Annotated in this window: 11 protein-coding genes; 7 read left to right on the plus strand and 4 right to left on the minus strand. The window is 62.2% G+C overall.

All coding sequences use genetic code 11. From position 1 onward, the window contains the following. Positions 1-28 precede the first annotated feature (28 nt). Together ACKLKD_RS10925 and ACKLKD_RS10930 are read right to left on the minus strand one after the other, a co-directional pair. Complete coding sequence (locus tag ACKLKD_RS10925; RefSeq protein WP_080896674.1) at positions 29-2,149, minus strand: TonB-dependent siderophore receptor; 2,121 nt, start codon at positions 2,147-2,149, stop codon at positions 29-31. Between the two features lie 254 nt (positions 2,150-2,403). Continuing rightward, positions 2,404-4,137, minus strand: a complete 1,734-nt coding sequence (locus ACKLKD_RS10930; RefSeq protein ID WP_080896675.1) for an alpha,alpha-trehalase — start codon at positions 4,135-4,137, stop codon at positions 2,404-2,406. Positions 4,138-4,334: 197 nt separating this feature from the next. Between ACKLKD_RS10930 and ACKLKD_RS10935 the strand changes: the two genes are divergently transcribed. The 7 genes from ACKLKD_RS10935 (at position 4,335) to ACKLKD_RS10965 (ending at position 11,585) form a co-directional block, all read left to right on the plus strand. Then, positions 4,335-5,249 carry an alpha/beta hydrolase gene (locus ACKLKD_RS10935; protein ID WP_080896676.1) on the plus strand — a complete coding sequence of 305 codons (915 nt, stop codon included), beginning with the start codon at positions 4,335-4,337 and terminating at the stop codon, positions 5,247-5,249. A 182-nt stretch (positions 5,250-5,431) separates the two neighbouring features. Further along, positions 5,432-6,871, plus strand: coding sequence for a circularly permuted type 2 ATP-grasp protein (locus tag ACKLKD_RS10940; RefSeq protein ID WP_004180417.1), 1,440 nt, complete (start codon positions 5,432-5,434; stop codon positions 6,869-6,871). Then, positions 6,865-7,794 carry an alpha-E domain-containing protein gene (locus ACKLKD_RS10945; protein ID WP_025714676.1) on the plus strand — a complete coding sequence of 310 codons (930 nt, stop codon included), beginning with the start codon at positions 6,865-6,867 and terminating at the stop codon, positions 7,792-7,794. Before ACKLKD_RS10940 ends, ACKLKD_RS10945 begins: the two co-directional genes overlap by 7 nt. Further along, positions 7,791-8,606: a transglutaminase family protein gene (locus ACKLKD_RS10950; protein ID WP_080896677.1), complete on the plus strand. Its 816-nt coding sequence runs from the start codon at positions 7,791-7,793 to the stop codon at positions 8,604-8,606. The genes ACKLKD_RS10945 and ACKLKD_RS10950 overlap by 4 nt, the downstream gene beginning before the upstream one ends. Before the next feature lie 16 nt (positions 8,607-8,622). After that, positions 8,623-9,369, plus strand: coding sequence for a proteasome-type protease (locus tag ACKLKD_RS10955; RefSeq protein WP_080896678.1), 747 nt, complete (start codon positions 8,623-8,625; stop codon positions 9,367-9,369). A 436-nt stretch (positions 9,370-9,805) separates the two neighbouring features. Then, complete coding sequence (locus ACKLKD_RS10960; RefSeq protein ID WP_165931782.1) at positions 9,806-10,792, plus strand: fatty acid desaturase; 987 nt, start codon at positions 9,806-9,808, stop codon at positions 10,790-10,792. Continuing rightward, the gene (locus ACKLKD_RS10965) at positions 10,785-11,585 is read left to right on the plus strand and encodes a phosphate/phosphite/phosphonate ABC transporter substrate-binding protein (protein ID WP_080896680.1); all 801 of its coding nucleotides are present in this window, start codon (positions 10,785-10,787) and stop codon (positions 11,583-11,585) included. Before ACKLKD_RS10960 ends, ACKLKD_RS10965 begins: the two co-directional genes overlap by 8 nt. A gap of 47 nt (positions 11,586-11,632) precedes the next feature. Here the strand turns inward: ACKLKD_RS10965 and ACKLKD_RS10970 are convergent, their stop codons facing one another. Both ACKLKD_RS10970 and ACKLKD_RS10975 read right to left on the minus strand, forming a co-directional pair. After that, the gene (locus ACKLKD_RS10970) at positions 11,633-13,030 is read right to left on the minus strand and encodes an LLM class flavin-dependent oxidoreductase (protein WP_309599305.1); all 1,398 of its coding nucleotides are present in this window, start codon (positions 13,028-13,030) and stop codon (positions 11,633-11,635) included. After that, positions 13,008-13,907 carry an ABC transporter substrate-binding protein gene (locus ACKLKD_RS10975; protein WP_080896682.1) on the minus strand — a complete coding sequence of 300 codons (900 nt, stop codon included), beginning with the start codon at positions 13,905-13,907 and terminating at the stop codon, positions 13,008-13,010. Before ACKLKD_RS10975 ends, ACKLKD_RS10970 begins: the two co-directional genes overlap by 23 nt. Between the last annotated feature and the right edge of the window lie 23 nt (positions 13,908-13,930).

The raw sequence follows: 13,930 nt of genomic DNA on the forward strand, positions 1-13,930 counted from the left end.
GGCCGGAGGCTGATATTGCTGCGGTCAGTTAAAAGTCGTAACCGACGGTGGCCATAACGCTGCGCTCTGCCCCCCAGTAGCAGTTGCCGGTGCCATAGCAGCCGGAAATATACTCGCGATCGCCGATATTGTTGGCGTTAACCTGCACATAAGCGCCTTTCAGCCCCGGCGACCAGACGCCGAGGTCGGCCCGTATCATGGCATCCATCAGCGTGACCGACGGTAGCCGTTCGGTATTCGCATCATCTGCCCACTGTTTACCGATGTAGCGGACGCCAGCGCCAAGGGAGATCCCCGCCGGGAACTGATAGCGAGCCCAGAAGGAGGCCATTTGATCCGGGGTCAGCTGCGGCGTGTTGTTGTCGGTCCCGTCTTTGGTGTCCTGAAAGCGCAGACGATTCCAGGTATACGAGGCGATAGTACTCAGCTGCGGGGTGATCTGGTGGTGCGCTTCCAGCTCAACGCCCTGGGAATGGACCTTACCCGCCGGAATATAGGTGGCGGTGGCGATGTTCGGGTCGCGGGTGGCGACATCCTTTTGCGTCAGGTCGTAAATCGCAATGCTATAGAGGTCGCGGCTGCCCGGCGGCTGGAACTTCAGGCCGGCTTCAACCTGCTCGGCGGTGGTCGGCTTCAATGGTTTGCCGTCCGCGCCCGGCAGCATCGCCGGGGTAATCGCCTGGCTGTAGCTCAGGTAGGGGGAAAGGCCGTTGTCCAGGGCGTACAACAGCGAGGCGCGGCCGCTGATATGGTCGTCTGAACGGCGGTTTGAGGTGCCTAAGGTATCACTGACCTGCCGGGAAACGATGCGGTCGTAGCGCGCGGAAACATCCACATGCCAGCGGTTCCAGGCCATCTCATCCTGCAGGTACAGCCCGGTCTGGTAGTAGCGGCGATTATTGTTATCGCTGTAGGTAACGGTATGGCCGGTCTGCGCGGTATAGCCGCTAAACGGGTTTAGCGGCGCCGCCCCGCCGGCGCCGGTCCACAGGTCGTTACGGAAGCGATGATATTCGGCGCCGAGGATCAGGGTATGCGCCAGGTCGCCAGTATTGAAATCGGCGCGCAGGCGGTTATCGGTTGACCAGCCGTCCAGCGAACCGCGCGAACCACTGTAGCCGCGGGCCAGCATGTCGCTGTCATCTATCCAGCCGACCTGGTAGACCTGATCGAGGGAGACGTTGGTATGGGTGTAGCTCCCGGCGGAATAGACCGACCAGACATCGGTGAACTGGTGGTCAAACTCATAGCTGTAGATCTGCTGGCGCCGCTGATAGCCATCTCCCGGATCGCCCTCGTTGGTGCTGGGGGAGAGCTTACGGCCATTGTGGGCGTAGCGGGTGCCATCCAGCGGCAAAGAGCCGTGGTAGCCGCCGGAAGGATCTTTTTGCAGATAGGCGCGCAGCAGCAGCGAGGTGTCGCTGTCCGGCTGCCACAGCAGGGAAGGCGAAATCGCGTAGCGCTCTTCGCGGGTATGGTCATACTGCGTGTCGCTGCTGCGGGTCATCCCGATCAGCCGCCATGCCCACTGCTCGTTGATGGCGTCGGTGTAATCGAAGGCTGCGCCTTTGGTATTTTGCGTACCGCCGGTCAGACGGACGTGGCCCTGCTGGCTGAACTGCGGGCGTTTGAAGGTCAGGTTGACCACGCCGCCCGGCACGCTCTGCCCGTAGAGCGCGGAGGAGGGGCCGCGGATCACATCCACGCGTTCGATAAACCATGGGTCGATTTGCACAACGTTATGGCTGCCGCCGTCGCTCATCAGGCGCATGCCGTCAAGGAACAGGTTATCGACGTCGCCGCCGTGGTAGCCGCGCAGGGAGATGGCGTCGAACCGGGTCGCGCCGCCGCCGAAGCTGGAGTAAACCCCCGGGGTATATTCCAGCGCCTGGCTGATGGTATTCGCCCCCTGGTCCGCCATCTGCTGGCGGGTGACCACCGACACCGACTGGGCGGTGGTGATTAACGGCTGGTCAGTTTTCGTCGCCCCGAGCGAAGTGCTGGCGCTGTAGCCTTCAGTCGGCGCGCTGGCAGACGCCGGCGGGCTGGCAGTGACCACCACCGTCTCTTCGGCTTGCGCGGTGAAGGGTAGGGCGACCACGAGGGCGTACAGCAGCCTCGGGCGTTTTCGGGAAATAGCCACGTTCATAAGATCATCCTGAACCAACGCGGTCTGGTACTCCTGTACGCCGCCGCGTGAAAAACGAATCTGTCATTATTCGTTAAAAAGTAATGCGAATTATTATTGTTTGCATTTATGTGATCAAGCGAAAAGGTGAACGGTCCAGGGCGATGGAGTGGGACAGGTGTTTCCCGCGCGCCGCAGAGCGGGGCTGCTGTCAGCAGGGAGATGACTTCCCCCCTACCGAATTTGGTAGGGGGGAGCGGCGGGCCGGAAAAGCGTCAGGAGCCGGTCTTTTGCGCGGCCGCCGGCGCCGGGTCGTTGGCGGCGGGCTGGCTCTGCGCGGAAGGAGACGCCGCCGGGCGCGTGGCGGGCAGGGCGTCACAGGGTTTCTCCTGCGGACAGATCAGATCCAGCATCTTCAGGGTGACGCCATTGGTCCAGCCAAAGCCATCCTGTAGCGGATATTCCCCACCGCCGCCGCCGGTGCCGGTCGAGCTGACGTCATACTTCTCCACCAGCTTTTGCTTGCTGTCATAGGTATGCTGAACGTTGCTCAGGAAGCGCCAGCTGACCTCCATGGCGATCTTTTGTTGGCCGTAGTTTTGCAGGCCCTCGACCGCCACCCACTGCAGCGGCGCCCAGCCGTTCGGGGCGTCCCACTGCTGGCCGCTGTTGACGGTGGTGGTGGTCAGTCCACCGGGTTTGAGCAGGCGCGACTCGGCGGCGGCGGCCACTTTCGTCGCCCGCTCGCGTGACGCCGCATTGACGTACAGCGGGAACAGCGCCGCCGCGGTCAGCTGATTGCGCACCTTGTGGGTTTTCAGATCGTAGTCGGCGTACCATCCCTCTTTATCATTCCACAGATATTTCTCGATGGCCTGCTGGCGGGCGTTAGCCAGCGCATCGTACTGCGTAGCGCCAGCGCTGTCCCCCGCTGCCCTGCTGGCGCGGGCGAGGGTTTTCTCCAGATGGAACATCAGGGCATTGAGATCGACCGGGACAATCGAGGTGGTGCGGATGGTGGCGAGCTGCTGCGGATTATCCATCCAGCGGGAGCTGAAATCCCAGCCGGAGGCAGCGGCTGAGCGCAGGTCGCGATAGATCTCGGTTGCCGGCCGATTCGGGTTGCTTTTGGCGGTTTTGACGTCGTCAAGCCAGGACTCGGGGCGCGGGGTGTCGTTATCGTCCCAGTAGCGGTTGAGCAGCGCGCCGTCCGCCATCCGCACCGCCCGTTTGTCGGCGCTGCCGGGAGCCAGCGCGTCCGCCCCGGCCATCCAGTAGCGATACTCTTTCTCCAGCTGCGGCTGGTAGGTTTTCAGCACCTGTTCGCCATCGTGCGTCGCCAGCAGGCTTACCATAAAGGAGAAGAAGGGGGGCTGCGAACGGCTGAGGTAATAGGTGCGGTTGCCGTTGGGGATATGGCCCCAGGTGTCAATTTCCGCGGCGAAGTTGGCGACCATATCCTCGACTTTATCCCAGTGACCGCTTTCGGCAAGACCCAGCATGGTGAAATAGCTGTCCCAGTAATAGACTTCGCGAAAACGTCCTCCGGGGACCACGTAGGGCTTAGGCAGCGGCAGCAGCGAGTCCCATTTTTCCACCTCGACGGTGCTGCGGGTCAGGACCGGCCACAGGCCATCGATATGCTGACGCAGGGTTTGCCCTTTGGGCGGCACATAGGTGTCATTTTCTTTCGGCAGCGTGAAGTTCAGCTCGACGAAGTGGCGCAGGTCAAAGCTGGCCTGGTTTTTTTGCATCCGGTAATCGGCAAGGATCATCAGCGGATCGCTGTTAGGGATCGCGTCGGCGAAGGTTTTTTGATCGGCAAAGAGCTTTGCGCTCTGGACATCATTGAACAGCGGGCCCAGCAGAATATCCGGTGAGGGCGGCGGCGCGGTTTTGCCGTCTGTCGCCTGAGCATTCAGGCTCATCAGGGCGAACAGGGCGCCGCCGATTGCCAGGCGCAGGGAACAGGGCAAAGCGGCGGGACGATGTGCATCATTACTCGTCATGGGGAGTTCTCCTTATCATTATCGACTGCGGGCCACGACGTTTGGCCATCCAAAAACCTTAGACGAATATCTGCCGCTGCGCGTGTCAGGGGTAACATTTTGCGCGAAAACAGAGGATTTACCTGCCAGGTTTTCTGATACAACCGCCAGCAAAGCGGTTAGGCTTACAGGCAAGCTAACGCGCCCGGGAGTCAGTTATGAATCGACGTCAATTTCTGCTGTTCAGCGCCGCCGCGCTGTCTGCGGCGCGGGGCGCGGCGGCCACTGCTCCGGTGCTGACGCTGCCGCTGTGGCCGGAACAACCGCCGGGTGGCGGCGGGCCGGGGGGCGAGGCCCGGTTATCCGCCCGCGGCGCGCTGAGCCATATCGCTCGTCCTGTGCTGACGGTCTGGCAACCCGCCCGGGCCACTGGCCACGGGGTGCTGGTGGCGGCCGGTGGCGGATACCAGCGGATCGAGATGGCCAGTGAGGCCTGGCCGGCGGCGCACTGGCTGACGGCGCACGGCTATACCGCCTATGTGCTGAGCTACCGCTTGCCGGGGGAAGGGTGGCGGGCCGGGGCGCTGGCGCCGCTGCAGGATGCGCAGCGGGCCCTGCGGCTGATTCGCGCCCGGGAATCGCAGGTCAGCGTGCTCGGTTTTTCGGCGGGGGGACATCTGCTGGGGATGGCCGCCTGTCGGCCGGCGTTTGCCAGCTATCCGCCGGAGGATGTGCTGGACCACCAGCCCGCCACCGCCGACGGCGCCGCGCTGATCTATCCGGTGATCACGCTCCTGCCGCCCTGGAGCCATACGGCGACTCATCGCCAGTTGGTGGGACCGCAGGCGAGCGAAGCAGCCGACCGCGCCTGGTCGGTACAAACCTGGGTGACACAGGCCACGCCGCCCTGTTTCCTGGTGCAGGCGCAGGACGATCCGGTTTCCGACCCGCATAATACGCTGTTGATGGCCGACGCCTGCCGTCAGCATCAGGTTCCGGTGCAGCTCTGGCGCTATGCCAGCGGCGGGCATGGCTTTGGCATGGGGCGCCCGGGCACGCCGACGACCGCCTGGCCCGCGGACTATGCCGCCTGGCTGACGGCGCTGGCGTCCACGATGGCGCAAAAAACATAGCCCTGCCTCACGACGGTGCAACCGCTGCCGGGCGCGGGACGCCAGCGCGGTGATTTTTTGCACAATCAAACGGCGCGTAAGAACCCGTTTGCACAACGCCGCGTCGGCAGATGACCTGGCATAATTAATGCTTATCTCTTACCGGGATTACCACAAAGTGAGTCCAACCGGAGGGGATGGCCATGATAAAAATTACGCTTCCTGACGGGCATTATTATGACGAGATGCTGACCGCGCAGGGGGAACAGCGGCCGCACTATAATGCCTGGTGGCAATGGTTTCGCAACACCGATCAATTCTCTATCCGGCAGAAAAAAGCGCAAGCGGAACTGCTTTTTCACCGTATCGGCATCACCTTTAACGTGTACGGTGAGGATGAGGGAACCGAGCGGCTGATCCCGTTTGATAGCGTGCCGCGGATCATACCCGCCGGGGAGTGGCAGCGCATTGACCGCGGCATTCGCCAGCGGGTGAAAGCGCTGAACGCCTTCCTCTATGACATCTATCATGAGCAGAATATCCTGCGCGCGGGGCTGATCCCGGCCGAGCAGGTGCTGGCCAACGAGCAGTATCAGCCGTGCATGCAGGGCATCAACCTGCCAAACAACACCTATGCCCATATCACCGGCGTCGATATGGTGCGCAATAACGACGGTCAGTACTACGTGCTGGAGGATAATTTGCGTACGCCGTCCGGCGTCTCCTACATGCTCGAAAACCGTAAAATGATGATGCGCCTCTATCCGGAGATGTTCGAGCAGCATCACATTGCGCCGGTGGAGCGCTACCCAAGCTACCTCCTGCAGACCCTGCGCGAAAGCTCGCTGGTGGATGACCCCTGTGTCGTGGTGATGACCCCGGGGCGCTTCAACAGCGCCTACTTCGAGCACAGCTTCCTGGCGCAGCAGATGGGGGTCGAGCTGGTGGAAAGCGCCGACCTGTTCATTAAGAACGGTGCGGTGTATATGCGGACCACCGAGGGGCCGCGCCGGGTGGATGTGATTTATCGCCGCATCGACGACGCCTGGCTCGACCCGCTGGCCTTCCGCGCCGATTCGATGCTCGGCGTACCGGGGCTGCTGTCCGTCTATCGCGCCGGCGGCGTGGTACTGGCCAACGCCATCGGCACCGGTGTCGCCGACGACAAATCGATCTATCCGTACGTTCCGGAGATGATCCGCTTTTACCTCGGCGAACAGCCGATCCTCAGTAATATCCCCACCTGGCAGTGCCGGAAAGCAGAGGACCTGCGCTATGTGCTGAGTAACCTCGAGCTGATGGTGGTCAAGGAGGTCCATGGCGCAGGGGGCTACGGCATGCTGGTTGGCCCGCGTTCGACCAAAGAGGAGCGAGAGGCCTTCCGCCAGCGCTTGCTGGCCAATCCGGCCAACTATATTGCCCAGGACACCCTCGCGTTGTCGACCTGTCCCACCTTCGTTGATGAAGGTCTGTCGCCGCGACATATCGATTTACGGCCCTACGTGCTGTCCGGGCAGGAGATGCGGCTGGTGCCCGGCGGCCTGACCCGCGTGGCGCTGACCGAAGGGTCTCTGGTGGTCAACTCGTCGCAGGGCGGCGGAACCAAAGACACCTGGGTGATGGAGGATGACGCATCATGCTAAGTCGTACGGCGAGTGAACTGTTCTGGATGGCCCGCTATCTCGAGCGGGCGGAGAGCTACGCCCGGGTACTGGACGTGACCTGGAAATTATCGATGATCCCCCGCCACAGCCAGCAGTCGCGGGATCTGGCGCTGCCGCTGAATTTGTCGATGACCCACGAGCTGTTTCAGGCGCGCCATGCCCGCTTTACCATGAGCAACCTGCTCAACTTTTTTGCCCTCGATGGCAACAACCCCTGCAGCATTTACAGCTGCGTGGAGATGGCGTGGAACAATGCGCACGCGGTGCGCGGCAGTCTGTCGGCCGAGGTGTGGGAGAGCATCAATGCGACCCGAATCGAGCTGCGAACCCTGCGCCAGCAGGGGCTGGGCGAACTGGGCAGCGACGGCTTTTTCGAGTGGGTGAAAGAGCGGGTGCATCTGTTTCGCGGGGCGGTGATCGGCACGCTGCTGCGCAACGACGCCCTGAGCTTTATCGGTATCGGCACCCTGATTGAGCGTGCGTTTGCCACCACCCAGCTGCTGCTGATTAAGGATCAACAGCTAACCAACGACCCGGATCCGGTACGGGAATACTATCGACTGGATACCTTGCTCAATGCGGTCAGCGCCCGCGAAGCCTACAACAGCCTCTACCGCCAGCCGGTCAGTCGGGAAACGGTGATGGAGCTGCTGATCCTGCGTAACGATATTCCGCGTTCGCTGCGCGCCAGCGTTGCCGATCTGGTCGGCGAGCTGGAGAAAATCGCCAACGATCGCTCCTATCAACCGCTGCGCCTGGCGCATCAGCTCAACGTTGACCTGCGCTTCAGTACCCGCGCCGACCTGGCGCAGGCGGACCTGCAGATCACCCTTAACGGCCTGCTGGCGAGAATTAACGCGCTGTCCGACAGCATCAGACAAACCTATCTGGAGGCCTTATGAAACTGGTCATCGATCATCTCACTCGCTATGGCTACGATGAAGAAGTGAAGTTTTCCACCCAGTATTTGCGCCTGACGCCGCGCAGCACCGGCCGGCAGACCATCACCGCCTGGACGCTGACCCTGCCGGACGGTGCGGCGGTGACCACCACCGACGGCTGGGGCAATGTGCTGCATGTGCTGACGCTGGATAACCCGCACAAGGAGATCACCATTCGCGCCAGCGGGATTGTCGATATCGCCGACGAGGAAGAGGAGGTGAGGGGGGAAGAGGCCGAACTGCTGTCGCCGCTGGTGTTTCTGCGCAGTACGCCGCTAACCCGCGCCGATACGGCGATCCGTGAGTTTGCCCAGCGCCTCTATCGTCCCGATGCGGCGGAGGAGAGTCTGAATCAGCTGATGGCGGATCTGCTGTTAAGAATGCCATACTCCCCCGGCGCGACCGGGGTGCAGGACTCCGCCGCCGACGCCTTCGCCCGCGCGAAGGGCGTGTGTCAGGATCATACCCATGTTTTTCTCGCCTGCTGCCGGGCGCTGGAGATCCCGGCGCGCTACGTCAGCGGTTATGTATACAGTGATAACGCCCGGCATGTGGCGATGCACGCCTGGGCGGAAGTCTGGCTCGACGGCCGCTGGCGATCGTTTGATATCACCAATAATACCCGTCGCCTGAATCAGCATTTGCGGCTGGCGACCGGGCTGGATTATCTCGACGCCTGCCCGGTACGGGGCACCCGGCTGGGCGGCGGCGGGGAAATTATGTTAACCAACGCTGAAGTGCGCGAACACAGCCAGCAGGCGCAGCAGCAATAATACGGGAAAAACCGCAATGACCTACTGTGTGGCCATGTGCCTGGCGGATGGACTGGTGTTTGCTTCCGACTCCCGCACCAATGCGGGCGTCGACCATATTGCCACTTTTAAAAAGCTACACGTTTTCCATCAGGAGGGGGAACGGGTGCTGGTGCTGCAATCCGCCGGCAACCTGGCCACCACCCAGAGCGTGATAAGCCTGCTCAGCGCGCGCATCCGAACCCAGCAGGAGCCGAACCTGATGCAGGTCACCTCCCTCTACGACGCCGCGATGCTGATCGGTAAAACGCTGCTGGAGGTGATCCAGCGCGACAGCAGCAACCAGCAGACCTGCAGTAACACCAATTTCAACTGCAACCTGCTGCTTGGCGGTCAGATCGCCGGCGAAACCCATCGTCTGTTCCACATTTATCCGGAGGGTAACTTTATTGAAGCCACCCGCGACACGCCCTATTTCCAGATTGGCGAAAGCAAGTACGGCAAGCCGATCATCGATCGGGTGCTGACCATCGATACGCCGCTGGAGCAGGCGATGTGCTGCGCGCTCATCTCCATTGACTCGACGCTGCGCAGTAATCTGTCGGTCGGCCTGCCGCTGGATACGCTGCTCTACCGCAGCGACAGTCTGAGCAGCGCCGGGCAGCATCGCATCACCGACAACGATCCCTATTTTAACCGCATCCGCAAGGCGTGGTCCGAGGGGCTGCTGCATACCTTCCGCACCCTGCCGACCTGGACGCCAGCGGAGCGGGAAGAGGAGTAGTTTCGGTCACGCTCCGCCGGTATCGTCGGCGCGAAGGTGGGTAAGGTGCTGCAGCCCTTAAGTATCCTCGACCTGGCGGTAAAGTTTCAGCAACAGCGGTGAATAAATTAACGACAGGCAGCACGCATCGCAGGCCGGGCAAGGCGCCGCCGCCGCCCGGCACAAAAGCGACGCCGCTGTCCTTGTCCGGCGGCGCTGCGCTTGCACTGGTCTGGATGAACCGGGGAGGGGGGATCCCGTAGGCCCGGCAAGCGCAGCGCCGCCGGGCGAAGGAGCTGTTTAACCACCGCCAGCCTGTTGCGCCATGGACGGTATTTTTTGCCGTGCTCAATACAAACGCGCTTTTTGGCAAAGCTAAGTCAATTAAATACTTTGTTATTTAACGTGTTATCTCACATCTTCGGAGGGAATGAGGCAACACGGCAAGGTATCGGAAGTGACGGAAAAGAAGACGGCTGTCTATGTAGATGATCAACAGCGCATCCTGATCCGCCAGCTGGCGCGCAGTTGGCTGTGGCGCAGCGAGCTGCCGACATGGCTGCTGATTGTGACGGTTTACGGCGGCTGGTTTGCCTGCGTGGCGGGCTGGCAGACGCTGGGGTTGATGTCGGCCACGCTGCTGCTGATCTGGTTTACCACCTGGTATATGTCCTTACAGCATGAGCTTATCCATGGGCATCCCACCCGGCTGGCATGGTTTAACCAGCTGTTGGGGACGCTGCCGCTGGCGGTCTGGTATCCCTATGGCATCTACCGCGACAGCCATCTGGCGCACCATCGCAACCATCTGCTGACGCACCCCGAGGACGACCCCGAATCGTACTATGTGACGGCGGAAAGCTGGCAGCGCTTCACTGCCTGGCAGCGCCGCCTTATCCACCTGCGCAATACCTTCTGGGGACGACTGCTGCTGGCGCCGCTGATGGATATAATTCACACCCTGAACAGCGCGTTGCACGCTTTCCGCGATGGTGACCGCCGCGCCATCGTCATGTGGAGCCTGCATCTGTTGCTGCTGACGGGCCTGCTGGTCTGGATGGCGGCGCAGGGGTTTTCCCCGCTGTGGTTTGTGCTGGCGGTGAGCTACCCGGCGCTGGCCCTGACCAAAGTGCGCTCTTTTCTCGAACACCGCGCCGCGGATGACCCGCTGGCCCGCTCGGTGATCAACGAGGCCGGGCTCCCCTGGCGGGTGCTGTTCCTCAATCTCAATTACCATGCGGTACATCATGACCTGCCCGGCGTCCCCTGGTACGCTTTGCGTCGGCTGTATCTGCATCGCCAGGCGGCATATCTGCAGCGTAATCAGGGGTTCCTGGTGCGTGGGTACGGTGAGTGGCGACGCCATTTTGGCCGCCGGGCGGTGGCGGTGAACGCCCATCCGGGCTTTGGCGAGCAGGCGCAAGCGGGAGGAGAACATGGCTGAACGCATGACCTTTCCGATGTATGCCATCCACCGTCAACAGACCCAGGCCTTGTGGCAGGCGGTGCAGTCGCTGCTGGCCGAACGCGGCGTGACGGTGACGGGAGACCCTCCGGCGACTGATCCCGAGGATCTGCTGGCCCACTGGCGCCAGCCGACGCTGTTGCTGAGCCAGACCTGCGGTTATCCGTTGGTGACTCAGCTGCCGGAGGTGCAGACGGTGGGCTGTTTCCACTACACTGCGCCCGGTTGTGAAGGGCGCCGCTACCGCAGCCTGCTGGTGGTCCGCGAAACGGATAGGCACCGGATGCTGGGGGACTTTTTTGGCCGTCGGGCGGTGTGCAATGCCGCGCACTCGCAGTCCGGCTACAACGTGCTGCGTAAAATGGTCGCGCCGCTCTCCCGGGAGGGGCGATTTTTTTCGGCGGTGGTGTTCAGCGGCAGCCATCGGCAGTCGCTGCGCGAGCTGCAGCAGGAAAACGCCGACATCGCCGCCATCGACTGCGTGACCTACGCGCTGCTGCAGCGCCATCAGCCGCAGGCCCTGGCAGGCCTGGTGGCGATCGGCTGGAGCCCGGCCGCGCCAGGGCTGCCGCTGATCACCGCCGGCGCCACTCCGGCGGCGACGCTGAACAGCCTGCGCGAGGCCCTCCAGCAGCTGGTGAGTGATGCGCGCTATCGCCCCCTGTGCGACGCCTTGCTGATCTGCGGCTATAGCGATATGTCGCGGGAGGCCTATGCGCCGCTGCTGGCGTGGCGGGATGAGGCCGCGGCGCTGGGCGTCAGCCAGCTATAGGTAAAATGCCCCGGCCAGCGATCTGCGCCGGGGCGGGACATGCCGGGCTACGGCGCGGTAAAGCGGTTTTCCACCGCGGGCAAACCGAGCTTTTCCCGCAGGGTGCCGGGCGGATAGCGATCGCGCATGACGCCGTTACGCTGCAGAATCGGCACCACCTGGTCAACAAAGCGGTCAAAGTCTCCCGGCAGCAGCGGGAACATCAGATTGAACCCGTCGGCGGCGCCCGCCTGCCAGGTCTCCGTTAAGGTGGCGGCAATCTCCTCGGCGCTGCCCAGCAGCAGCCAGCTATCGGAACTCTGTAATAACAATTTCCCCAACTCCAGCAGGGTGAGCCGCGGATCGTACTGGCGGATAAGCTTCAGCGCCGTGCGGATGCCGTCAAAGCTCTCTTCATCGGGCAGCGGCGGCAGGGGGTGGTCCCGCGGCAGGGCGCTGAGATCCATTCGCAGATAAGAGGAGAGCAGGTCGATAGCCATCTGGTCGCTCATCAGCTGCTCGTTAAGCTGCTGGCGGGCCGCTTTCTCCTCGCTGGAATCCACCACCACCGGCAGGACCCCGGCGATAATTTTGAAATGGGCCGGATCGCGCCCGTGCTGGCGCAGCCGCTGGTTCATCTCTTCGCGATAGGCCAGCCCCTCGGCGATCGAGTGAATAAATACGAAGTGCATATCAGACCAGGTGGCGGCCAGCGCTTTGCCCGCCTCTGAAGAGCCGGCCTGCACCAGCAGCGGATGGCCCTGCGGCGGACGGGGGACGTTGAGCGGGCCGCGCACGCGGAAGTACTCGCCCTGATAGTCGAGGTGATGCACCTTGCCGGCATCGGCGAATACGCCGCGCGTTTTATCGAAGATCGCCGCGCCATCTTCCCAGGAATCCCACAGGCGAGTGACCACGTCGATGAATTCACTGGCCCGCTGGTAGCGGGTGCCGTGGCGGGGAAGCTGCTCCAGACCGAAGTTTGCCGCCTCTTCTTCCAGCCACGACGTCACCACGTTCCAGCTGGCCCGGCCATTGCTGAGGAAATCCAGCGAGGCAAAGTAGCGAGCCAGGTTATAGGGTTCGTTATAGGAGGTCGACGCGGTGGCCATCAGGCCGATATGCTCCGTCACCGCGGCGAGGGCGGAGAGCAGCGTCAGCGGCTCAAGCCGGGCGTTGGCATAGTGGGTCAGGCCGCTGGGCACCGTATCCCACACCGCGATATGGTCGGCGACAAAGATAGCGTCCAGGGTCGCCGCTTCGGCCTTGCGCGCCAGCTCGGCGTAATAGTTGAGGGTAAATATTTCCGCTTCTGGTGCATCAGGGTGGCGCCAGGAGAAGCGGTAATCTCCCTGCGGATTGTAAAAGAACAGGTTCAGGATCATGTGTCGGGTAGACATAGCGTGGACTCTTGGCTGAACGCCATCCGTGGCGGGGTAACGGTTAGGGTTGCGGGAAGTTGGCATTAACCCACTGCTCGGCGACGGCTGCCGGATCTTTATGCTGGAGATCGACCTGCTGGTTGAGGGCAATTAGTGTGGCATTGTCCAGCTTGCCGGAAACCGCATTGAGCACGGCGCCGATCTCCGGCGTCAGACTGGCTTTGCGCACCAGCGGCACCACGTTCTGACTCGGTTGCTCATGTTTATCATCCTCGAGGACCACCCATTTCTCTTTCGCCAGGTTGCCCTGGGTGGAGATCACCGTCGCGACGTCGATTTTGCCCGAATTGAGCGCCAGTCGGGTCAGCGGTCCGCCCATGTCCAGCGATTTCACCGCTTTGAACTCAAGGCCATAGACGCGCTTCAGCCCCGGCAGGCCCAGAGCACGTACCGCCAGCTCCGGTGGTCCGCCGATCACCAGCTGCGGGGCGACGGGCTTCAGGTCGGAGAGGGTGCGCAGATGGTATTTCTCCGCGGTCTCGGCACGTACCGCCCAGGCGGTGATCGAGGTGGCCGGGGCGGGGGTCAGCAGGGTGAAATCAGCGGGCAGGGCCTGGGCCAGCTCGGCGCTAACGGCCTGCTGGCTGGTGGCTTCGGTTTTGCCGTTGTAATAATTGAGCAGGGCGCCAAGATATTCCGGCACGATATCGATCTCACCGCTCTGCAGCGCCGGAATAATAATTTCCCGGTTGCCAAGGTTGAGACGGGTGTTGGCCTCGATATGGTTTTTCTTTAGCGCGCTGGCGTAAATATTGGCGAGGATGGAGCTTTCGGTAAAATTGGCTCCGCCCACGGTGACGCTGGCGGCAAAGGTGCTAACGCTCAGGCTGAAGAGCCCGGCGGCCAGCAGCGAGAGACGAAATCGACGGACGGTGACGGCCTTGCCAAATAATTGCTTCATAATACCTCTTTTATTTTAAGGTT

Origin of the sequence: Klebsiella sp. 10982, assembly GCF_048589245.1 — a bacterium.
Classification (GTDB): domain Bacteria; phylum Pseudomonadota; class Gammaproteobacteria; order Enterobacterales; family Enterobacteriaceae; genus Klebsiella; species Klebsiella quasivariicola.

What these genes read in the sequence shown, in the direction of transcription:
- ACKLKD_RS10945 (WP_025714676.1), top strand. Translation starts at nt 6,865, where the DNA reads ATGCTAAGTCGTACGGCGAGTGAACTGTTCTGGATGGCCCGCTATCTC.
- ACKLKD_RS10950 (WP_080896677.1), top strand. Translation starts at nt 7,791, where the DNA reads ATGAAACTGGTCATCGATCATCTCACTCGCTATGGCTACGATGAAGAA.
- ACKLKD_RS10965 (WP_080896680.1), top strand. Translation starts at nt 10,785, where the DNA reads ATGGCTGAACGCATGACCTTTCCGATGTATGCCATCCACCGTCAACAG.
- ACKLKD_RS10925 (WP_080896674.1), bottom strand. Translation starts at nt 2,149, where the DNA reads ATGAACGTGGCTATTTCCCGAAAACGCCCGAGGCTGCTGTACGCCCTC.
- ACKLKD_RS10955 (WP_080896678.1), top strand. Translation starts at nt 8,623, where the DNA reads ATGACCTACTGTGTGGCCATGTGCCTGGCGGATGGACTGGTGTTTGCT.
- ACKLKD_RS10975 (WP_080896682.1), bottom strand. Translation starts at nt 13,907, where the DNA reads ATGAAGCAATTATTTGGCAAGGCCGTCACCGTCCGTCGATTTCGTCTC.
- ACKLKD_RS10970 (WP_309599305.1), bottom strand. Translation starts at nt 13,030, where the DNA reads ATGCCAACTTCCCGCAACCCTAACCGTTACCCCGCCACGGATGGCGTT.
- ACKLKD_RS10940 (WP_004180417.1), top strand. Translation starts at nt 5,432, where the DNA reads ATGATAAAAATTACGCTTCCTGACGGGCATTATTATGACGAGATGCTG.
- ACKLKD_RS10935 (WP_080896676.1), top strand. Translation starts at nt 4,335, where the DNA reads ATGAATCGACGTCAATTTCTGCTGTTCAGCGCCGCCGCGCTGTCTGCG.
- ACKLKD_RS10930 (WP_080896675.1), bottom strand. Translation starts at nt 4,137, where the DNA reads ATGACGAGTAATGATGCACATCGTCCCGCCGCTTTGCCCTGTTCCCTG.